Raw genomic sequence first — 16978 nt, 5'->3', positions numbered from 1 at the left:
AACCGGGGGGCGTGGGGGGTCGCCCCCCACAGGAGGCACGCATGAGGGATTGGGTCGAGGTCCGGCGGGGGGGCTACCACGATTCGGTCACGCTCATGCGGGTCAGCCGGCAGTTGTCGGAGCGGCCCGGCGTCACCGCGGCGATGGTGGCGATGGGCACCGGGTTGAACCGCGAGATGCTCGGGCGGATGGGGTTCGCCGTGCCGGACGAGGCGGGCCCCGACGACCTCGTCGTGGCGATCCGGGCGAGCGGCGGCGGGCTCGACGAGGTGCGCGAGGCGCTGGACGGGCTGCTGCGGGACGCGTCCCGCCCGCCGGCCGGCGGCGGGGGGCTGGGCGCGCCGGCGCCGCCGCGCACGACCCGGTCGGCGGCGGCGCGGACGGACGCGACCGTCGCGCTGCTGTCGGTGCCGGGCCCGCACGTGTTCCCCGAGGCGATGGACGCCCTCGACGCCGGCCTCAACGTGATGATCTTCAGTGACAACGTGCCGCTCGCGCAGGAGATCACGCTGAAGGAGGCGGCGGCGCGGCGCGGCCTGATCGTGATGGGCCCCGACTGCGGGACGGCGGTGATCGGCGGCGCGGGCCTCGGGTTCGCGAACGCGGTCCGCCCGGGGCCGGTCGGCGTCGTGGCGGCGTCCGGGACGGGCGCGCAGCAGCTCATGTGCCTGCTGGACGCGGCGGGCGCCGGGGTCAGCCATGTGCTGGGCGTCGGCGGCCGGGACCTGTCGCCGGAGGTGAGCGGCCGGTCGGCGCTGTCGGCGCTCGCCGCGCTGGACGCCGACCCGGGCACGGAGCTGATCGTGCTGGTGTCGAAGCCGCCCGCGCCGCAGGTCCTCGACCTGATCCGGGAGGCGGCGCGGCGGCTGGACACCCCGGTCGTGTTCGCGCTGCCGATGCCCGGCGAGGCCGATCTGACGCAGGCGGCGGAGAAGGTGCTCACGGCGCTCGGGCGGACCGTCCCGGAGTGGCCGCGGTGGACGGCGGCACGGCGTCCGGCGCCCGCCCGCGGGCGGGCGCCGGGGCGGGCGCTGCGCGGCCTGTTCGCGGGCGGGACGCTGCGCGACGAGGCCGAGATGATCGTCCGGGAGGCCGTGGGCTGGGACCTGCGGGCGCGCGGCCACCGGCTCACCGACTTCGGCGACGACGCCTACACGCGGGGCCGCGCGCACCCGATGATCGACCCGGCGCTGCGGCTGGAGGCGGTGCGGGCCGAGGCCGCCGACCCGGTGTGCGGCGTCCTGCTCCTGGACGTGGTGCTGGGGCACGGCGCCGAGCCCGACCCGGCGGCCGCGCTGGCCCCCGCCGTCGCCGCCGCGGTGAAGGACCGCCCGGACCTGGCGGTCGTCGTGTCGCTGTGCGGGACGCCGGCCGATCCGCAGGACCGCGACCGGCAGGCGGCGGCGCTGTGCGAGGCGGGCGCCGACGTGTTCGCGTCCAACGCGCACGCGACCCGGCACGCCCTGCGGACGGTGGAAGGGGGATCGGCATGACCGATCAGCGGCTGGGCGGGCTGCTGTCCCGCGAGCCGGCGGTGGTCGCCGCCGGCGTCGAGGTGCTGGCCGAGGCGCTGGCCGACCAGGCCGTCCCGGTGGAGGCGGTCGACTGGCGGCCCCCGCCGGCCGGGACGGAGGCGTCGCTCGCCGCGGTCCTGGGCGACCCCGGCCACGCCGAGGCCAACGCCCGCGCGGTGGAGCGCATGGTGACGGCCCGCCCGCACCTGGTGGACGTGCGTCCGGCGCGGGACGTCCTCGGCCTGGAGCCCGGGACGTTCCTGCACGCGGGCCCGCCGCTGGAGTGGGAGCGCGCGTCCGGCCCGATGCGGGGCGCGCTCATCGGCGCGATGCTCCTCGAAGGGCTCGCCGAGACGCCGCTCGGCGCGCGGCACGCCCTGGAGCGCGGCACGGCGGTGCTCGAACCGTGCCACGCCCACGCCGCCGTCGGGCCGATGGCGGGCGTCGTCAGCCCGTCCATGTGGATGTTCGTCGTGGAGGACGCCGAGCACGGCGGGACCTCGTACTGCTCCCTCAACGAGGGGCTCGGGAAGGTGCTGCGGTACGGGGCGTACGGGCCGGAGGTGATCGAGCGGCTGACGTGGATGGGCGAGGTCCTCGGCCCGGCGCTGCGGGCGGCCGTCCGGCGGCACGGACCGCTCGACCTGATGTCGGTCATCGCGCAGGCGCTGCAGATGGGCGACGAGCTGCACAACCGGAACCGGGCGGCGACGTCGCTGCTGCTGCGCGAGCTGGCGCCCGACCTCGCCGGCGCCGGCGAGATCCCTCGCGACCGGGCGGCGGAGGCGCTGCGGTTCGCGGCGGGCAACGACCACTTCTTCCTGAACGCGGGGATGGCGGCGGCGAAGGCGTGCGCGGACGCGGCCCGGAACGTGCCGGGGTCCAGCCTGGTCGTGGCGATGGCCCGCAACGGCACCGACTTCGGCATCCAGGTGTCGGGCACGGGCGACCGCTGGTTCACCGGCCCCGCCGGCGTCCCCGACGGCCTGTACCTGGGCGGCTACGGCCCGGACGACGCCAACCCCGACCTCGGCGACTCGGCGATCACCGAGACGGCCGGGATGGGCGGGTTCGCGCTCGCCGCCGCGCCCGCGATCGTCCGGTTCGTCGGCGGCGAGGTCCCGGACGCGGTCGCCGCCACCCAGCGCATGTACGAGATCACCCTCGCCGAGCATCCGGCGCTGCAGATCCCGCTGCTGTCGTTCCGCGGCACCCCGGCGGGCGTCGACGTCGCCCGCGTCGTCCGCACCGGGATCCTGCCCGTCATCGACACCGGCATCGCGGGCCGGGAGGCGGGCACCGGCCAGGTCGGCGCCGGTCTCGTCGAACCGCCGCCGAACGTGTTCACCGACGCCCTGCACGCCCTCGCGAAGATCGCGTAGGGGCGGCGGCACGGGGTAGCGTCCGGGGCATGAGCGAGTCGATCACCGGGGAGCAGTTCGCCCTCAGCGCCGGGCCGTACCAGGCCGTCGTCACCGAGTCGGGCGCGAGCCTGCGCGAGCTGTCCCACGAGGGGCGCCCCCTGGTGCTGTCGCACGGCGCGGACGAGCCGGCCCCGGCGGCGTTCGGGCACCTGCTGATCCCGTGGCCGAACCGCGTCGACCGCGGCCGCTACTCCTACGGCGGCGCCGAGCACCAGCTGGACGTGTCCGAGCCCGCCCGCGACTGCGCGATCCACGGACTCGTCCGGTGGGCGTCGTGGAAGGCCGCCGAGCACGAGCCGGACCGGGTGCGGCTCACCCACCGGCTCCTCGCCACGGGCGGCTACCCGTTCCGCCTCGACCTGGAGGTCGAGTACGCACTCGACGCGTCCGACGGCCTGCGCGTGCGGATGTCCGCCCGCAACCCGGGGGCGCGGACCGCCCCGTACGGGCACGGCGCGCACCCCTATCTGACGGTCGGCGAGCCCATCGACGCGTGCACGGTCCACCTGGGCGCCGACCGGTACCTGCCGGTGGACGACCGCATGATCCCGTCGGGGCCGTCCGAGGACGTCACGGGCACCGGGTACGACCTGCGCACCGGCCCGCTGCTCGGCGGCCGGAGGATCGACAACGCGTTCGCCGACCTGAACCGCGACGGCGACGGCCGCACCTGGGTGGTCCTGTCCGGCGGGGGCCGGACGGTCCGGCTGTGGGCCGACGAGGCGCACCCGTGGATGGAGATCTACACGGCCGACGACGCCCCGAAGCCCCGCGCGGGCCTCGGCGTCGAGCCCATGACGTGCCCGCCGAACGCGTTCGCGTCCGGTGAGGGCCTCGTCGACCTCGCCCCCGGCGCGGAGTTCCACGGTGCCTGGGGCATCGTCGCCGGAGCCTGATCCGGCCCATAACGGTCCGATCGGTTCCCCGGCGGGCGGCCGGTGGGGGATCATGGCGAGGTGAACCTCAGCGTGTCCTCGTTCGACGACCTGTCCGCGCGCATCGCCGCCGCCCGCGACGCGCACGGCGAGCGCTTCCCGGGCGGCGCGGAGGGCCGGCAGCCCGTGCACACCGTGTACGTGCCGGCCGACCGGTTCTCCCGCTCGACCCCCGCCGACTTCGGCGCCGAGGCGCTGCGGCTGCTGAACACCCACACCCCGGGCGCCGGGTCGTTCGGCGCCGCGTTCGGGCTCGACCCCGAGCTGGCCGGGCCCGTCCGGGAGCGGGTCGCGGCGAAGCTCGCCGCCGAGCCGGTCGAGGACGTCCGGATCGACTTCGAGGACGGCTACGGCGTGCGCGAGGACGCCGAGGAGGACGCGCACGTCGACCAGGTCGTCGAGGCCGTCGCCGCGGCGTACCAGGTCAAGGGCCTCCCCCACTACTGGGGCGTGCGGGTGAAGTCGTTCGCCGACGGCGGCCACGAGCGGGCGATGCGGACCCTGGACGGGTTCCTGACCGCGCTGCGCGACCGGCTCGGCCGGCTGCCAGGCGGGTTCACGATCACCTTCCCGAAGGTGGTGACGGCCGAGCACGTCCGGCTGTTCGTCGAGTTCCTGGACCGGCTGGAGACCTCGCTCGGGCTGCCGCAGGGCATCCTGCGGTTCGAGATCCAGGTCGAGACGCCGCAGTCGCTCATCGACCACGAGGAGGACCGGGTCGGGCTCGGCCCGCTGGTGGCCGCGGCGCAGGGCCGGATCACCGCCGCCCACTTCGGCGTGTTCGACTACACCGCCGCGCTCGGGCTGCCGCCGCACGAGCAGCGGCTCGACCATCCGGCGTGCGACTTCGCCCGGCACGTCATGCAGGTGTCGCTCGCCGGAACCGGGGTGCGGCTGTCGGACGGCTCCACGAACGTCATCCCCCGCAACGACGGGCCGGACGAGGTCAACGCGGCGTGGGCGACGCACGCGGCGCACGTCCGGCACTCCCTCGCCCACGGCTTCTACCAGGGCTGGGACCTGCATCCCGCGCACCTGCCGAGCCGGTACGCCGCCGTGTACGCGTTCCATCTGAGCGGTGTCGACGACGTCATCGGGCGGGTGCGGGCGTGGCACGAGCAGGCGGCGGGGAACGCGAGCGGCGTGCTGGACGAGCCCGCCACCATCCGGGCGCTCACGGCCCGGCTCCGCCGCGCGGTCGACTGCGGCGCGCTGGACGAGAGCGTCCTCCCGGCTTCTTAGGGGCGGGCGTCCTAGGGCCGCCTCCAGAGGGGGCCGACCGCGTTGAGGAGGGCGCGCAGCTGCTCCTCCTCGTAGGCGAAGTGGGCGTCGAGTTCGGCGGTCATCGTGTCGAGTTCCGCCTGGACGAGGCCGGGGTCGCGGGAGGCGGCGTCGTCCAGCAGTTCCTGGAGCCGGCGGCGGTTCTCGGTGACGGCGACGTGCTCGCGGCGCAGCCTGCCGATGACGGGGGCGAGGCCGGGGAACTGCGCCGCCAGGCGCGGGAAGCCGCGCCCCTCCTCGTTGTCGTGGTGCTCGCCGAGGACGCCGCAGACCGAGACGCAGTGCTCGCGGAGCTGCCGGGCGAGGTCGGGGACGTCGCGGGAGCCGGCGTAGAAGGCGCGGACGTCGGCGCGGAGGTCCGCCAGGCGGGCGCGCAGATCGTCGTGGATTTTGACCAGTTCGTCGCCCAGGGCGGCGCCGCGACCGCCGGGGACGCCGCGGTGGACGGCGACGACCGGGATGACGCGGGTGGTCCGCCGCTGGTACTCGGCGTAGGCGGGGACCTGTTCGGCGCGGCGCGCGTACAGCCGGTCGCGCTCCTCGCCTTCGACGGGGATCGCGACGCCGGCGAAGGTCTCGGCGCCGGTCTCGACGGTGACGCGGGGGTCGGCGCGGATATTGCGGTACCACGCCGGGTCGTGCGGGAGGCCGGCGTTGGAGGCGAACACCAGGAGCCGGTCGCCGTCCGCCATGCGGCCGAGCGGCGTGGTGTGCGGGGCGCCGGTCCTCCGTCCGGTGCTGGTGAGCAGCAGCAGGTCCGCGCCTTCGAAGACGCCGACCCGGCCGGCGTTCGCCCGGAACTCCTCGATGACCTGCCGGTTCCCGTCGCTCATGGGCGGGGCCTCCTATCCTGGACGTGCCCGGATTATTTGCTTTGCGAGCAAAGCTATTTTGAAAGCAGAGGCAATGTCAACCGATGAGAGCGCCGGGCCGGACGTCGACGACGGCATCCGGACCATGCTGCTGCTGATGCCGCGGCTGGTCTCCGCCGCGAAGAAGATCAAGGTGCCGGCCGAGCTGGCGTCCTTCGACCTCGCGCCGCGGCACCTGTCGCTGCTGGCCTACCTGCTGTTCGACGGCCCGATGACGGTGAACGCCCTCGCCGGGCGGCTGGAGGTGGCGCCCGCCACCGTCAGCCTGATGGTCGGCGACCTCAGCCGGCAGGGCATCCTCGAACGCCGCGAGGACCCCGGCGACCGCCGCCGCACCATCGTCAGCGTCGCGGACGAGCACCTGCCCGCGATCAACGGCTGGCTCGGCCGGGGCGCCGGCGCGTGGCGCGTCGCCCTGGAGCCGCTCACGCCGGAGCAGCGCGGGATGTTCATCGACACGCTGCTCGCCTACGAGCGCGCCGTCACCGCCGCTCGCGGCGGTTGAAGGCGGCGAGGTCGCCCGGGGTGTCGATGTCGTCGGGCGCCGCCACGTCGTCGCACGGCACGGCCGTGACCAGGTCGGCGTGGTCCCGCAGGTACCCGCGCGCCCCCTGGTCCCCCACCGCGGCCTCGGCGGCGGCGGCGAAGTGCGCGGCGCTCAGGAGCACGGGATTGCGGCGCGCCCCGCCGTAGGTCGCGACGGCGATGCCGGCGCCCCCCTCGTACGCGGCGATCAGGCGTCCGACGGCGGCGGGCGTGACGAGCGGCTGGTCGACGAGCGCGATCACCACGGCGGGGCAGGCGGGCGGCAGCGCGGCGAGCCCGGCGCGCAGCGAGGAGCCCATGCCGTCCCGCCAGTCCGGGTTCGGGACGACGACGGCGCCGATGACCTCGATCTGCGCGGCGCCCGCCACCACCAGGACCGGGGTGCAGCCCCCCTCCCGCAGCGTCCGGACGCCGCGGTCGACGAGGCGTTCGCCGTCCAGTTCCAGGGTCGCCTTGGGGCGGCCGAGGCGGCTGCCCTCGCCCGCGGCGAGCAGCAGGCCCGCCGGGGACACCGCTCGGTGCAACGTCATCCAGCGAGGGTAGTGCCGTCAGGGCGCGTCCGCGTGGATCCGGCCGCTGGTGTCGGTGAGCGGCCGTCCCGAGCCGCCCCAGCGGAGCTGGACGAGCTCCGCCGCGATCGACACCGCCGTCTCCTCCGGCGTCCGGGCGCCGAGGTCGAGGCCGATCGGCGAGCGCAGCCGCCCCAGCTCCGCGTCCGCCAGGCCCGCCTCGCGCAGCCGGGCGAGCCGGTCGTCGTGGGTGCGGCGCGAGCCCATCGCGCCGACGTAGCCGGCGCCGGTGCGGAGCGCCACCTCCAGGAGCGGGACGTCGAACTTGGGGTCGTGGGTCAGGACGCAGATGGCGGTGCGCTCGTCGATGCCGTCGCGCGTCTCCTCCAGGAACTTGTGCGGCCACTTCACCACGACCTCGTCGGCCTCGGGGAACCGCTTCGGCGTGGCGAACACCGGCCGCGCGTCGCACACCGTCACGTGGTAGCCGAGGAACTTGCCGACCCGCGCGACGGCCGCCGCGAAGTCGATCGCGCCGAACACCAGCAGCTTCGGCGGCGGGGCGAACGAGTGCACGAAGACGGTCAGGTCGTCCAGGCGCCGCTCCCCCTCCGGCCCGTAGTGCCGCCGGCCGGTGATGCCCTGCGCGAGCATGCCGCGCGCGTCGTCGTCGACGGCGGCGTCGAGGCGGGCGGCGTGCGGCTCGCCCGGCGCGAGGGAGCCGGAGGCGCGGTCCGCCCAGACGACGCGGCGGGCGCCGATCCGGCCCGGACCGGCGACGACGGTGGCGACCGCGACCGGCTCGTGCCGCTCGATCGCCGACGCGACCTCGGCGAACTCGGGGAACGTCGCCGGGCCGACCGGCTCGACCAGCACGTCCAGGATCCCGCCGCAGGTCAGCCCGACGGCGAACGCGTCGTCGTCGCTCACCCCGTACCGCTGGACGACCGGCTCGCCCGTCTCCAGCACCGACTGCGCCAGCTCGTAGACGGCGCCCTCCACGCAGCCGCCGGACACGCTGCCCGCCACCTCCCCGCCCGGCGAGACCGCCATCGCCGCGCCCGGCGGGCGCGGCGCGCTGCGGAAGGTGTGCACGACCGTCGCCAGCCCGAACGTCTCCCCCGCCGCGTACCAGCCGGCGATGTCGCCGAGGACGTCACGCATGAACCCTCCCCTGTCCGGTGCCGGCGCGCGCGCCGGCGGCGCCCGCGACGATGCGGGCCAGTTCCTCCAGTGCCGCGAGGCTGTGCCCGGAGGTGAAGTCGTCGACGTGCGGCAGCGCCGCCGCCATCCCGGCCGTCAGCGGCTCGTACCCGGGCCGCGCCTTGTGCGGGTTCGCCCAGACGACCCGGTGCGCGAGCCGGTGCAGCCGCGCCATCTGCTCGCCGAGCAGCGTCGCGTCGCCGCGCTCCCAGCCGTCCGAGGCGATCACCGCGATCGCGCCGCGGGCGAGGCCGCGCTGCCCGAACCGGTCGAGGAACTCCTTCAGCTCCTCGCCGAGCCGGGTGCCGCCGCTCCAGTCCGGGATGGCGGCGGACGCCGCGGCCATCGCCGCGTCCGGGTCGCGGTGCCGCAGCTCCCGGGTGAGGCGGGTGAGGCGCGTCCCGGCGCTGAAGACCTCCACGTCCCGGCCGCCGGACCGGGCGGCGGCGTGCGCGAACCGGAGCAGCGCGTCGGCGTACGGGGACATCGATCCGCTGACGTCCACGATCAGGACGACCCGGCGCGGGCGGGTGCGGTGCGCGCGGTGCCGCAGCAGGGACGTCTCGCCGCCGCGCCGGAGCGTCTCGCGGACCGTCCGGGCGGGGTCGAGCCGGCCGGCCGGCGCGGGCGCGAACCGGCGCGAGCGGCGCCGCTCCGCCCCCGCGTCGAGCACCGCGATGAGCCGGGCGACCTCGGCGCGCTCGGCCGCGCTGAGCCGCGCCAGGTCGCGGTCGCGGAGCACCTCCACCTCGCTGGCGGTGGCCGCCTTCAGCTCGCCCGCCTCGTCGTCCCCCGCCTGCGCGCCCGGGTCGGGCACCGTCATCCGGCGGACGACGACGGGCGGCGGCCGGCGCCCCGGCCGGGCGGTCGCGCCGGAGAAGTACGCGGCGAAGCACCGGTCGTAGCGGGCGAGGTCGGCGGGGTCGGCGCACAGCGTCAGCCGCCCGGCCCAGTACACCTCGTTCGGGTCGAGGACGTCGAGGTGGTCGAGCGCCGCGACCATCGCCTGGACGCGCTCGGGGTCGGCGGCGCCGCCCGCCGCGCGCAGCGTCCGGGCGAACCCGACCATGGTCTCGGTGACGTCCCGCCGCACGGCTCAGCCCCCGTTGAGCAGCGCTTCCAGCCCGCCGAGCACGCGCTGCTGGTCTTCGCGGTACTTCAGGACGGCGCCGAGCGTCACCGCGGCCGTGCCCGGGTCGAGCTCGCGGACGCCGAGCGCCACCAGGGCCTCGGTCCAGTCGAGGGTCTCGGCGACGCCGGGCGGCTTCAGCAGGTCGGTCTCGCGCATCCGCTGCGCGGCGCGGGCGACCTGCCCGGCGAGCCGCTCGGCCGCGCCGGGCAGCCGGCGCCTGATGATCGCGACCTCCCGGTCGAACGTGGGGTGCTCCAGCCAGTGGTACAGGCAGCGCCGCTTGAGCGCGTCGTGGACCTCGCGGGTGCGGTTGGACGTGACCACGACCACCGGGGGGCGCTCGGCCCGGATCGTCCCGAGTTCGGGGACGGTGATGGTGAAGTCGCTGAGGACCTCCAGCAGGAACGCCTCGAACTCGTCGTCGGCGCGGTCGAGCTCGTCCACCAGCAGGACGCTCGGCGAGGTCTCCAGCGCGCGCAGCAGCGGCCTGGCCAGCAGGAAGCGCCGGTCGTACAGCTCGCCCTCCAGCCGCGACACGTCGTGCACGCCCGCCGCCTCGGCGGCGCGCAGATGCAGCAGCTGGCGGGGGAAGTCCCAGTCGTAGAGGGCCTGGGACGCGTCCAGCCCCTCGTAGCACTGCAGCCGGATCAGCGGCGCGCCGAGCCCGCGCGCGAGCGTCTTGGCCAGCTCGGTCTTGCCGACGCCGGCCTCGCCCTCCAGGAACAGCGGCCGGCCCATCCGCAGCGCGAGGAAGCACGCCGTCGCGAGCCCGTCGTCGCACAGGTAGGCGTGCCGGTCCAGCAGGCCCGCGAGCTCCGCGGGCGATCCGACCCGGTCGGTGGTCATCGACGCCGTCTCCCCCACGGCACCGAGGCTACTCGGCGCGAGACCCAACTCACACGGCCGGGCCTCTTGCGTTTTCGCGGCTCCGTCCGCACGGGGGCAATTTTATGTTAAACCAGTAGGGAAAGTTGACTTTTCGGCGCTCACTGAGCAGCATCGGACCATGCGATCCGGTGACCGGAAGGACGTCGGCCTGACCGACGAGGCGACCTACGAACACGTCCGCTCGCTGTCCCGCCGCGGCCTGCTGCGCCTGTCGGCGGGCGCCGGCGCCGGCCTGGCCGCCGGAGCCGGCGGCGCGCTGGCCGCCGCTCCGGCCGGGGCGGCCACAGGCATCGTGAAACCCCTGCCGCCCGAGCTGTTCATCGAGCACGGCACGAACGCCGAGATGCGGTGGGAGGCCATGCGCGGCCAGGGCCTGCTCACCCCCGCGGACCGGTTCTTCGTCCGCAACCACGTCTCGACGCCGCTCATCGACGCGCGCACGTGGCGGCTCCGGCTCTGGGGCAGCGGGCTGCGCGGCTCCCCCGGCGAGGACGGCCCCATCGAGTTCTCCTACGACCGCCTCCGGCGGCTCCCCGCCGAGACGATCACGGCGTTCATCGAGTGCACGGGCAACGGGCGCGGGTTCTACACGTCCCAGCAGGGGCAGCAGGTGTCCGGCACGGGCTGGCGGCTGGGCGCGGTGGGCGTCGCGCGGTGGCGCGGGGTCCGGCTGTCGACCGTCCTGAGACTCGCAGGTATAACCCGCGAGGCCGTGGACATCCTGCCGCGCGGGCTCGACGCTGAGTACGTGGACAAGGGCGAGAACCTCGGCCGCGTGCGGCGCCCCCTGCCGGTCGCCAAGGCGCTGAAGGACGTCCTGCTCGCCTACGAGATGAACGGCGCCCCCCTCCCGCCCGACCACGGCCATCCCGTCCGGCTGGTCGTGCCCTCCTGGACGGGGATCGCCTCCATCAAGTGGCTCGGCGACATCCAGGTCGCCGCCGAACCGCTGTACTCGCCGTGGAACACCCGCTTCTACCGGCTCTTCGGGCCCGGCTACCCGCAGGAGGGGTCGCCGCCCGTCACCCGCGCGAACGTCAAGTCCGCCTTCGAACTGGCCTGGGACGCGACCCTGCCGGCCGGGCCGCACGTCCTGCGCGGCCGGTCCTGGTCGGGCAACGGCCGGGTGCGGCGCACCGAGGTCAGCGTGGACGGCGGCGCGACCTGGCGTCCCGCCCGCGTCCTGGACCGCCACCCGAACCCGCGCGGATGGGTCCGCTGGGAGCACCCGTGGACGCCGCGTGCGGCGGGCCGGTACGAACTGCTCGCGCGGGCGGCCGACGAGACCGGCGCGTCCCAGCCCGACACCGCCCCCTACAACACCTTCGGCTACCTGTTCGGCGCCGTCGTGCGCCACCCCGTCACCATCGCCTGACGCCCGTCTGAGAGGACCCGACCCCCATGGCACTGTGGAAGCCGGACCCGACCTTCTACGCCTCCCCCCGCGACGCGGCCGCCGCCCCGGCGGAGAAGCTGGCGTACGTGGCCGCGTTCGACCGCGCCGCCGAGAAGCCCGACGCGATCGCGGTCCTCGACGTGGACCCGGGTTCCGGCTCCTACGGCTCCGTGGTGGGCTGGACCGACCTGCCGTTCCTCGGCGACGAGCTGCACCACTTCGGGTGGAACGCGTGCAGCAGCGCGCTGTGCCCCGGCTCGCCGCACCCGCACGTCGAGCGCCGGTACCTGATCGTGCCCGGCCTGCGGTCCTCGCGGGTGTACGTCATCGACACCAAGGACGACCCCGCCGCACCCGAGATCGTCAAGGTGCTGGAGGCGGACGAGCTGGCCAAGCGGGCCGGGTACTCGCGCCCGCACACCGTCCACTGCGGGCCGGAGGGCCTCTACCTGACGGCGCTCGGCGGCGCGGGCGGCGAGGACGGGCCGGGCGGCATCGCGCTGCTCGACCACGCCTCGTTCGAGGTCCTCGGGCGCTGGGAGGTCGACCGGGGCCCGCAGTACTTCGCCTACGACGCGTGGTGGCACATCGCGCACGACGTCCTCGTCACCTCCGAGTGGGGCACGCCGTCCATGGTGGAGGACGGCGTCGTCGCCGAGCTGCTGCTCGGGCGCAAGTACGGGCACTCGCTGAACTTCTTCGACCTCCGCAAGCGCAAGCACGTCCAGACCGTGGACCTCGGCGACGAGCACCAGATGGTGCTGGAGCTGCGCCCGGCGCACGACCCGACCAAGCTGTACGGTTTCGCCGGCGTGGTCGTCAGCGTCGAGGACCTGTCGGCGTCCGTCTGGGTGTGGCACCGCGACGGCGACGCGTGGGCGGCGAAGAAGGTCATCACCATCCCCGCCGAACCCGCCGACGCCGGGGCGCTCCCCCCGGTGATCCAGCCGTTCGGGGCGGTGCCGCCGCTCATCACCGACATCGACCTGTCCGTGGACGACCAGTGGCTGTACGTCTCGTGCTGGGGCACCGGAGAGTTGAAGCGCTACGACGTCAGCGACCCGTTCAACCCTGTCGAGGCCGGCTCGGTGCGCATCGGCGGCATCGTCAACCGGACGCCGCACCCGGCGGCCCCGGACCGCCCCCTCGCGGGCGGGCCCCAGATGGTCGAGGTCAGCCGCGACGGGAAGCGCGTCTACGTCACCAACTCGCTCTACGGCTCCTGGGACGACCAGTTCTTCCCGGACGGCGTCGGCGCCTGGATGGCCAAGCTCGACTCCACCGACGACGCCTTCACCTTCGACGAGCGGTTCTTCCCGAACGGCGACGACTTCCGCGGCCGCCGCCCCCACCAGACCCGCCTCCAGGGCGGTGACGCCTCCTCGGACTCGTACTGCTACCCATGAACGACGGGTCGCTCGCCGCGCTCGTGGCGCTGGGCGCGTTCCACGGGCTCAATCCGGCGATGGGGTGGCTGTTCGCGGTGGCCCGCGGCCTCCAGGAGCGCAGCAGGAGACTCGTGCTGCAGTCGCTCCCGGCGATCGCGGCGGGCCACGCCGCCTCGGTCGGCGCCGTCGCGATCCTCATCGCGCTGACCCGCTCGGTCGTCGCGACCCAGGCGGTCGCGATCGGCGGCGGCGCCGTCCTCGTCGGGTTCGGGTTCTGGCGGCTGCTGTCCCGGCGGCACTTCCGGTGGGTGGGCATGCGGATCTCGCTGTGGCAGCTCGCCGGGTGGTCGTTCCTGATGTCGTCGATGCACGGGGCGGGCCTCATGCTGCTGCCCGTGCTCGCCTCGTCCGGGACGGCCCCGGCCCACCACGACCACGGCCTGGCCTCGTCCTCGGGCAGCGCGCTGTCGACGGGCGTCTTCGTCACCGCCGTGCACACCCTCGCGATGTTCGCGGTGGCGGGCGTCATCGCGGTGCTCGTCTACGAGGTCGTCGGCCTGGCGATCCTGCGCCGCGCCTGGTTCAACCTCGACCGCGTCTGGGCCGTCGCCCTCATCGGCGCCGGCACCGTCACCCTGTTCACCGCCCTCTAAGGGCGGGTCAGACGGGGTCGGGGGTCTCGCCCCTGGCTTGCAGGAGGGCCTGGAGCTCGGCGAGCTGGCGCGCCGCCAGGGTCTTCTCGGCGCCGTTGATGCCCATGGCGCCGATGGACGTGCCGTCCGACAGGTCGAGGGTGGGCCAGGGGTCGCCGACGTTCATGGTCACGTCCAGGATCTGCGGCCATTCGAGGCGGCGCGTCCTGAAGGCGTTGACGACCGTGACGCCCGCCTCGTCGGCGGCGACGCGGCAGCGCGCGAGCATGTGCAGGATCCACGCGACGAGCGCGCCGAAGCCGACCATCAGGACGCGGTCGGGCAGCTTGTACTGGTCCGGCACCACCACGGCGAGCGCGATCAGGCCGAGCAGGATCACGCCCGCCGTGGTGTAGGCCACGATCCGGGTGGTGCGGGGACGCCACACGGTCGGCAGGGCCGGAGTCTCAGTCAACGATCTTCGCGATGGGGATCTCGAGGATGTCGTGCGCGCCCGCCGCCTTCAGCGCCGGGATCAGCGTGTTGACGCCGCGCTTGGCGACGACGGACTCCACGGCGTTCGACTCCCCGCCGGCCAGCGAGGTGACCGTCGGCGACGCCATCGCGGGCATGATGTCCAGCACGTTCTGCAGGTCGGCCTGGGCGACGTTCAGCTTCAGCAGCACCTTGCCGCGGGCGCGGATCACGCCCTGCAGGAGGAGGGAGATGTCCTCCATGGCGGCGCGCTTCTCCGCGTCCTCGTAGGCGTCGCGGTTGGCGACCAGCTCGGTGTAGCTGGTCAGCAGCGTGTCGAGGATCCGCAGGCCGTTCTTGCGCAGCGACGAGCCGGTCTCGGTGAGGTCGACGATCGCGTCCACGATGTCGGGGACCTTCGCCTCGGTCGCGCCGTAGGACGGGACGACCGTGGCCTTCACGCCGTGCTGGTCGAGGAACCGCTTGGTCATCGCCGGGAACTCGGTCGAGATCCGGGCGCCCTCCGGCAGGTCGGCCACCGACCGCCACGGCGCCCCGTCCGGCACCGCCATGATCACGCGGACCGGGTTGGAGGTCGCCTTGGAGTACTTCAGCTCGCCGAGGCTGACCACGTCGGAGTCGGTCTCGGTGATCCAGTCGCGGCCGGTGATGCCGAGGTCGAACAGCCCCTGCTCCAGGTAGGTCGGGATCTCCTGCGGGCGCAGGACCCGGACCCGGTCGATGCGGGGGTCGTCGATGGACGCGCGGTAGTCGCGGTCCGACGTGCGCTGGACGGTGAGGTCGGCGGCGTCGAACAGCTGCATGGTCGCCTTCTCCAGCGACCCCTTGGGCAGGACGAGTGACAGCACGGAATTGCCTTTCGGTGAGGATGCGTACGGGATACCGGGCGGTTCGAGGACTGCGAATGCGCGGCTCTTTCGGGGGCGGAACCCCTCGCGACCGCTACAGACGCGCGAGTCGTTCAGGGGCGGAACCCCTGCACCCGCTACGAATGCTTCGCGCCGTGCCCGGCGTGACCGTGATGCCGCAGACCTCGCAGGGTCAGTGCCGTGTCGAGTGCGGCCACAGTCGCCTCCCATCCCTTGTCCTCGGGGCTGCCGGGCAGCCCGCTGCGTTCCAGCGCCTGCTCAATGGTGTCACATGTGAGGACCCCGTTGCCCACCGGAGTCGACTCGTCGAGCGCGACACGGGTCACACCCGCGGTCACCGAGTCGCAGACGTAGTCGAAATGGGCGGTGGCGCCCCTGATGACCGCGCCCAGGCAGACGACGGCGTCGAACTCGCGGGCCATCTGCTGCGCGACCACGGAGAGTTCGAGCGCGCCCGCCACCCGGGCGACCACGGGCTCGTCGACGCCGCACGCCTTCGCCGCGGCGAGCGCGCGGTCCAGCAGCCGGTCGGTGATCTGCCCGTGCCAGCGGGTGCAGACGATGCCGAGCGTGAGCCCGGCCGCGTCGACGACGGTGTCCTCGGGGCGTCCCGCGCCGCTCATCAGAGTCCCTCGATCTGGTGTCCGAGACGGTCGCGCTTGACCGTCAGGTAGCGCCGGTTGTGCTCGGTCACGACGACCGGCATGGACTCGCGTCCCCGCACGTCCACGCCGAACCCGTCCAGGCCCGCGAGCTTGTCCGGGTTGTTGGTGAGCACCCGCACCGAGCGTACGCCCAGGTCGCGCAGCATGTGCGCGGCGTTGGAGTACTCGCGCGCGTCGGCGGGGAGCCCCAGCTCCAGGTTCGCGTCGACGGTGTCGGAGCCGTTGTCCTGGAGCGCGTACGCCTGCAGTTTGGCGAGCAGGCCGATGCCGCGCCCCTCGTGGCCGCGCAGGTACAGGACGATTCCGCGCCCCTCTTCGGCGATGCGCTCCATGGCGGCGTCCAGCTGGGTCCCGCAGTCGCAGCGTTCGGAGTGCAGGACATCGCCGGTCAGGCACTCCGAATGCGCCCGGATGAGGACGTCGTCGCCGTCGCCGAGGTCGCCGAGCACGAGCGCGATGTGCTCGCCGCCGTCGATGGCGCTGGAGAAGCCGACGGCGCGCCACGCCCCGTAGCGGTTGGGCAGGCGGGTCTCGACGACGCGGGTGACCATCGCCTCGGTGCGGCGGCGGTGTTCGGCGAGTTGTTCGATGGAGATGAGCTTGAGCCCGTGCTCCTTGGCGAAGACCTGGAGTTCGGGCAGGCGCGCCATGGTGCCGTCCTCGTTCACCACCTCGGCGAGGACGCCCGCCGGGGCGAGGCCCGCGAGCCGGGCGAGGTCGACGGCCGCCTCGGTGTGGCCGCGCCGCCGCAGCACGCCGCCCTCCCGGTAGCGGAGCGGGAAGATGTGGCCGGGCCGGACGAGGTCGCGGGGCTCGGACGCGGAGTCGCACAGGGTCCTGATCGTCCGCGCCCGGTCGGCGGCGGAGATGCCGGTGCTGACGCCGAGGCGGGCGTCGACGCTGACCGTGTAGGCGGTGCGCATCCGCTCGGTGTTCTGCGCCGTCATCAGCGGGATCTGCAGCCGGTCGAGGTCGGCGCCCTCCATCGGGACGCAGATGACGCCGCTGGTGTAGCGGATGGTGAACGTCAGCAGCTCGGGCGTCGCCTTGGACGCGGCGAAGATGATGTCGCCCTCGTTCTCGCGGTCCTCGTCGTCGACGACCACGACGGGACGTCCCGCCGCGATGTCGGCGATCGCCGCCTCGATGGAGTCGAAGATGCCCGAGTCGTTGATGCCCGTGTCGTTGCCGCCGCTCATGCGGTCACCGCCTTCTGCCTGGGAGGGTGC

17 protein-coding genes are annotated in these 16978 nt (G+C 74.5%); 8 read left to right on the top strand and 9 right to left on the bottom strand.

Annotated elements, in window-relative coordinates:
- Positions 1-41: 41 nt before the first annotated feature.
- From SM611_RS24740 to SM611_RS24725, 4 genes are read left to right on the top strand one after another with little or no spacing between them, the layout of a single operon-like run.
- Positions 42-1493 (top strand): AllF/FdrA family protein, encoded by a 1452-nt coding sequence (locus SM611_RS24740; RefSeq protein ID WP_371952294.1) that lies wholly within the window; start codon positions 42-44, stop codon positions 1491-1493.
- Complete coding sequence (locus SM611_RS24735) at positions 1490-2896, top strand: YlbE family protein (protein ID WP_371952293.1); 1407 nt, start codon at positions 1490-1492, stop codon at positions 2894-2896. The genes SM611_RS24740 and SM611_RS24735 overlap by 4 nt, the downstream gene beginning before the upstream one ends.
- 29 nt (positions 2897-2925) lie before the next feature.
- Entirely contained in the window at positions 2926-3834 is a 909-nt protein-coding gene (locus SM611_RS24730; protein ID WP_371952292.1) for an aldose 1-epimerase family protein, read from the top strand.
- Between the two features lie 60 nt (positions 3835-3894).
- On the top strand, positions 3895-5115 hold the full coding sequence (locus tag SM611_RS24725; RefSeq protein ID WP_371952291.1) for a DUF6986 family protein: 1221 nt from the start codon (positions 3895-3897) through the stop codon (positions 5113-5115).
- Positions 5116-5126: 11 nt separating this feature from the next.
- Here SM611_RS24725 and SM611_RS24720 read toward each other — a convergent pair whose 3' ends face one another.
- Positions 5127-5987, bottom strand: coding sequence for a nitroreductase/quinone reductase family protein (locus SM611_RS24720; RefSeq protein ID WP_371952290.1), 861 nt, complete (start codon positions 5985-5987; stop codon positions 5127-5129).
- A 73-nt stretch (positions 5988-6060) separates the two neighbouring features.
- Here SM611_RS24720 and SM611_RS24715 point away from each other — a divergent pair, with 73 nt between their 5' ends.
- The gene (locus SM611_RS24715) at positions 6061-6531 is read left to right on the top strand and encodes a MarR family winged helix-turn-helix transcriptional regulator (protein WP_371952289.1); all 471 of its coding nucleotides are present in this window, start codon (positions 6061-6063) and stop codon (positions 6529-6531) included.
- Here the strand turns inward: SM611_RS24715 and SM611_RS24710 are convergent.
- Genes SM611_RS24710 through SM611_RS24695 form a run of 4 tightly spaced genes read right to left on the bottom strand, consistent with a single transcriptional unit; the run spans position 6509 to position 10262 of the window.
- Positions 6509-7102: a nucleotidyltransferase family protein gene (locus SM611_RS24710; protein WP_371952288.1), complete on the bottom strand. Its 594-nt coding sequence runs from the start codon at positions 7100-7102 to the stop codon at positions 6509-6511. The genes SM611_RS24715 and SM611_RS24710 overlap by 23 nt on opposite strands.
- A gap of 18 nt (positions 7103-7120) precedes the next feature.
- Positions 7121-8245 (bottom strand): XdhC family protein, encoded by a 1125-nt coding sequence (locus SM611_RS24705; protein WP_371952287.1) that lies wholly within the window; start codon positions 8243-8245, stop codon positions 7121-7123.
- The gene (locus tag SM611_RS24700) at positions 8238-9377 is read right to left on the bottom strand and encodes a vWA domain-containing protein (protein WP_371952286.1); all 1140 of its coding nucleotides are present in this window, start codon (positions 9375-9377) and stop codon (positions 8238-8240) included. Before SM611_RS24700 ends, SM611_RS24705 begins: the two co-directional genes overlap by 8 nt.
- A 3-nt stretch (positions 9378-9380) precedes the next feature.
- Positions 9381-10262: an AAA family ATPase gene (locus SM611_RS24695; protein WP_371952418.1), complete on the bottom strand. Its 882-nt coding sequence runs from the start codon at positions 10260-10262 to the stop codon at positions 9381-9383.
- A 160-nt stretch (positions 10263-10422) separates the two neighbouring features.
- On the opposite strand from SM611_RS24695, the gene SM611_RS24690 reads away from it, so the two are divergent.
- Genes SM611_RS24690 through SM611_RS24680 form a run of 3 tightly spaced genes read left to right on the top strand, consistent with a single transcriptional unit; the run spans position 10423 to position 13741 of the window.
- Complete coding sequence (locus SM611_RS24690) at positions 10423-11679, top strand: sulfite oxidase (protein WP_371952285.1); 1257 nt, start codon at positions 10423-10425, stop codon at positions 11677-11679.
- A 26-nt stretch (positions 11680-11705) separates the two neighbouring features.
- Positions 11706-13106 (top strand): selenium-binding protein SBP56-related protein, encoded by a 1401-nt coding sequence (locus SM611_RS24685; protein ID WP_371952284.1) that lies wholly within the window; start codon positions 11706-11708, stop codon positions 13104-13106.
- Positions 13103-13741, top strand: coding sequence for a hypothetical protein (locus SM611_RS24680; protein WP_371952283.1), 639 nt, complete (start codon positions 13103-13105; stop codon positions 13739-13741). The genes SM611_RS24685 and SM611_RS24680 overlap by 4 nt, the downstream gene beginning before the upstream one ends.
- 7 nt (positions 13742-13748) lie before the next feature.
- Here SM611_RS24680 and SM611_RS24675 read toward each other — a convergent pair whose 3' ends face one another.
- The 4 genes from SM611_RS24675 to SM611_RS24660 all read right to left on the bottom strand — a co-directional run bounded on the left by SM611_RS24675 (position 13749) and on the right by SM611_RS24660 (position 16948).
- Entirely contained in the window at positions 13749-14195 is a 447-nt protein-coding gene (locus SM611_RS24675; RefSeq protein ID WP_371952282.1) for a PH domain-containing protein, read from the bottom strand.
- A complete protein-coding gene (gene hisG, locus SM611_RS24670) occupies positions 14188-15063 on the bottom strand; it encodes an ATP phosphoribosyltransferase (RefSeq protein ID WP_371952281.1) in 876 nt (291 codons plus the stop codon). Before hisG ends, SM611_RS24675 begins: the two co-directional genes overlap by 8 nt.
- Before the next feature lie 137 nt (positions 15064-15200).
- Positions 15201-15707 carry a 6,7-dimethyl-8-ribityllumazine synthase gene (gene ribH / locus SM611_RS24665; RefSeq protein ID WP_371952280.1) on the bottom strand — a complete coding sequence of 169 codons (507 nt, stop codon included), beginning with the start codon at positions 15705-15707 and terminating at the stop codon, positions 15201-15203.
- Positions 15707-16948 (bottom strand): bifunctional 3,4-dihydroxy-2-butanone-4-phosphate synthase/GTP cyclohydrolase II, encoded by a 1242-nt coding sequence (locus tag SM611_RS24660; protein WP_371952279.1) that lies wholly within the window; start codon positions 16946-16948, stop codon positions 15707-15709. The genes ribH and SM611_RS24660 overlap by 1 nt, the downstream gene beginning before the upstream one ends.
- Between the last annotated feature and the right edge of the window lie 30 nt (positions 16949-16978).

The sequence above is a fragment of the Actinomadura monticuli genome (assembly GCF_041463655.1).
GTDB lineage: Bacteria > Actinomycetota > Actinomycetes > Streptosporangiales > Streptosporangiaceae > Spirillospora > Spirillospora monticuli.
Note: the sequence above shows the minus strand (reverse complement) of the source record. Positions and strands in the feature narration are given on the sequence as shown.

Coding starts and splice junctions, on each gene's coding strand:
- SM611_RS24740 (WP_371952294.1), top strand. CDS start 42: ATGAGGGATTGGGTCGAGGTCCGGCGGGGGGGCTACCACGATTCGGTC.
- SM611_RS24735 (WP_371952293.1), top strand. CDS start 1,490: ATGACCGATCAGCGGCTGGGCGGGCTGCTGTCCCGCGAGCCGGCGGTG.
- SM611_RS24730 (WP_371952292.1), top strand. CDS start 2,926: ATGAGCGAGTCGATCACCGGGGAGCAGTTCGCCCTCAGCGCCGGGCCG.
- SM611_RS24720 (WP_371952290.1), bottom strand. CDS start 5,987: ATGAGCGACGGGAACCGGCAGGTCATCGAGGAGTTCCGGGCGAACGCC.
- SM611_RS24715 (WP_371952289.1), top strand. CDS start 6,061: ATGTCAACCGATGAGAGCGCCGGGCCGGACGTCGACGACGGCATCCGG.
- SM611_RS24710 (WP_371952288.1), bottom strand. CDS start 7,102: ATGACGTTGCACCGAGCGGTGTCCCCGGCGGGCCTGCTGCTCGCCGCG.
- SM611_RS24705 (WP_371952287.1), bottom strand. CDS start 8,245: ATGCGTGACGTCCTCGGCGACATCGCCGGCTGGTACGCGGCGGGGGAG.
- SM611_RS24695 (WP_371952418.1), bottom strand. CDS start 10,262: ATGACCACCGACCGGGTCGGATCGCCCGCGGAGCTCGCGGGCCTGCTG.
- SM611_RS24690 (WP_371952285.1), top strand. CDS start 10,423: ATGCGATCCGGTGACCGGAAGGACGTCGGCCTGACCGACGAGGCGACC.
- SM611_RS24685 (WP_371952284.1), top strand. CDS start 11,706: ATGGCACTGTGGAAGCCGGACCCGACCTTCTACGCCTCCCCCCGCGAC.
- SM611_RS24680 (WP_371952283.1), top strand. CDS start 13,103: ATGAACGACGGGTCGCTCGCCGCGCTCGTGGCGCTGGGCGCGTTCCAC.
- ribH (WP_371952280.1), bottom strand. CDS start 15,707: ATGAGCGGCGCGGGACGCCCCGAGGACACCGTCGTCGACGCGGCCGGG.
- SM611_RS24660 (WP_371952279.1), bottom strand. CDS start 16,948: ATGAGCGGCGGCAACGACACGGGCATCAACGACTCGGGCATCTTCGAC.